This is a genomic window from Stenotrophomonas sp. PS02298 (assembly GCF_029959445.1).
GTDB lineage: Bacteria > Pseudomonadota > Gammaproteobacteria > Xanthomonadales > Xanthomonadaceae > Stenotrophomonas.
The window spans coordinates 1-2,345 of the sequence record NZ_JASCOR010000290.1; the positions used below are offsets into that span (position 1 = coordinate 1).

Below are 2,345 nucleotides of genomic sequence, written 5' to 3' on the forward strand. Positions count from 1 at the left end.
GCCATGCTCGGCAAGAAGCATTCCCGATAGAGCCCCTGCCGAGCATGGCTCGGCACTACAGTGCTAGCCCCTCTCCCGTTTACGGAAGAGGGATTGGGGTGAAGGGCGCCCTTCGCTGGTAAAGCCCCTGCCGAGCATGGCTCGGCACTACAGTGCTAGCCCCTCTCCCGTTTACGGGAGAGGGGTTGGGGTGAGGGGCGCCCTTCGCCGGTAAAGCGCCTGCCGAGCATGCTCGGCACTACGCCGGATCAGGCCAGGCCGAGAGCATCGCTGGGTCCTGCCCTACCCGCTTGCAGGCTCGTGTCGAAATACCATCGTTCAAGGCAATCCGGAACAGCGGCGCCACGCTGCGCAGCACCCGCGCCGCCACCACCGATTGCAACTGTTGACCACGACTGCGGCCGAGCAACTGCACCGCCCACTCCGGCAACAAGGCCGCACCGGCGGCAAGAAACACATCGCGCGACACGCCCGGCAATGGCACCGGCAGACGCACATCGCTGAGCACCTCCAATACCTCGCGTGAGCGCTCATCCATGCTCAGCTGCGACTGCTGCGCCTGGAAATACTCGCGCACCTGCGCCTCACTGGCTGGCACATCACATGCGCCCAAGGCCTCGGCCACGCGTCGATACTCGTCGTAATAGCGATCAGCGATGGCAGTCGGCACCTCGCGGCAATAGCGCCGGCAGCCTTCCAGAAAGCCATAGGCTTCGGTGACATGCACCCAGGTCAACAGTTGCGGATCATCAGCGGCATAGGTGCGGCCATCGGGCAGCGTGCCCACCACCTGCGCATGAATACGCCGAACCTTGCTGATCAGCTTCTTGACCTCGGCTGTCGGCGCATAGCTGGTCCCGGCGACAAAGCTGGTGGTGCGGCGCAGCCGCCCGACCAGGTCTTCACGGAAATTGGAGTGGTCGTAGACGCCAGCCAATGCGCGCGGATGCAGCAACTGCAGCATCAACGCGCACAGGCCACCGGCCAACATGCCGGGGAACTCGGAATGGATACGCCAGGTGACGCTGCCCGGCCCGAACCAGCCCGGATCGCCCAGCGGCATGTCGTATTCAACGCCATTCTGGTTACGTGGAAAGGCATCCAGCACCCAGCGACGGATATGGGCGGTGGCGGCGGCGGAGACGGGGCTGAACAGGGATGACATGGCGCCTATCGTACCGGTCCGGCTGCGCAGCTGGCTTGTTTGAGCCGCCGATCCGGCAACCGTACAGCCGCCGTCAAGCCCCGGTGCCAGCGCCAAGCGCCCCATGTGCGAATGCAGCAGAGAATTCGAAAAAAACTGAAGCGTCCTTCGGCTTGAACGATGACGCACCGCAAAAAATCCGCGCTGTCAGGGTGTCACGGCAAACACCGCCGGTCGGTTCTTCGCACCGCCCCCATTGCCAAGTGCGACGAAAGTGCTAGAACTGAGCCTGCCTGACCGCACCAACCTGCATCCGTCGCTCGTTCCAGCAAGTATCTGCAAGGAGCTCAACATGATCGCACTGTTCAAAGGTTTGGGATTGCTGCTGCAAGACAACGAGCTGTACAACAGCCCGTTCGAGAAACAGGTCGATCATTGGAAAAACCTGAGCGATCAGCAGATACGCGAGGAAGTGTCGGTGCTGGCCAAGGCCAAGTGCCAATGGTTGATGGCCTCGATCGTGCTGTGGCAGGCATCGTCACTGCTGATTCTTGGCTTGATCACCAATTACCTGTGGCGCGATGACTTCCATATCACCTTCACCCGCGTGGTGATCGTGCTCGGCTCATGGGTATCGATCCTGTTCGTGATCTGGTTCATGGCCAACATGTTCGACCATACCGCCGGTTTCGAGCGCTGGATGAAGGCCTTCAACAGCCGCGCCCGCATCAGCTCCGATGCCGACAGCGTGGATGAAGTGGCCGAGGCGCTGGAAATGGCCGAGCACTATCCGGAAGTCCTGGACTACAAGCAGGCCGTCACCAGCACCCGCGAGCTGCGTCATGAGGACGTGCGCATCATGCGTGAACTCGGACGCATGCGGCAGCATTCGGAACTGGTCGGCAAGCTCAATCACATCGGTGATGATGGATTGCGGCTGCAGCCTGCATTCTGAGCCCGCCCGCTTTGTTGCCATACATCGCCGCGCTTTGTCGCGGCGATTTTTTGCCCGTGTTAAAGCCCCCCTCTCCCCAACCCCCCTCCCGTAAGGGGAGAGGGGCTACACCTGCAATTGCAAGCAAGGCTCGCGCTTGCAACGCCGTAGCACCGTAGCCCGGGTAAGCAGCGCGCACCCGGGAAGTGAACCATTGCTGATAGCTCCGACTGTGCACCAACTGCCCCGGGTGCGCGCTGCTTACCC

At 61.9% G+C, this 2,345-nt stretch carries 2 protein-coding genes; one reads left to right on the plus strand and one right to left on the minus strand.

The window, feature by feature from the left end; genetic code table 11:
• Nucleotides 1-238: 238 nt before the first annotated feature.
• On the minus strand, nt 239-1,165 hold the full coding sequence (locus tag QMX78_RS21145) for an oxygenase MpaB family protein (protein ID WP_282273373.1): 927 nt from the start codon (nt 1,163-1,165) through the stop codon (nt 239-241).
• Nucleotides 1,166-1,496: 331 nt separating this feature from the next.
• Between QMX78_RS21145 and QMX78_RS21150 the strand changes: the two genes are divergently transcribed.
• Nucleotides 1,497-2,099 (plus strand): hypothetical protein, encoded by a 603-nt coding sequence (locus tag QMX78_RS21150; protein ID WP_282273375.1) that lies wholly within the window; start codon nt 1,497-1,499, stop codon nt 2,097-2,099.
• Nucleotides 2,100-2,345: the final 246 nt, after the last annotated feature.

Coding starts and splice junctions, on each gene's coding strand:
- QMX78_RS21145 (WP_282273373.1), bottom strand. CDS start 1,165: ATGTCATCCCTGTTCAGCCCCGTCTCCGCCGCCGCCACCGCCCATATC.
- QMX78_RS21150 (WP_282273375.1), top strand. CDS start 1,497: ATGATCGCACTGTTCAAAGGTTTGGGATTGCTGCTGCAAGACAACGAG.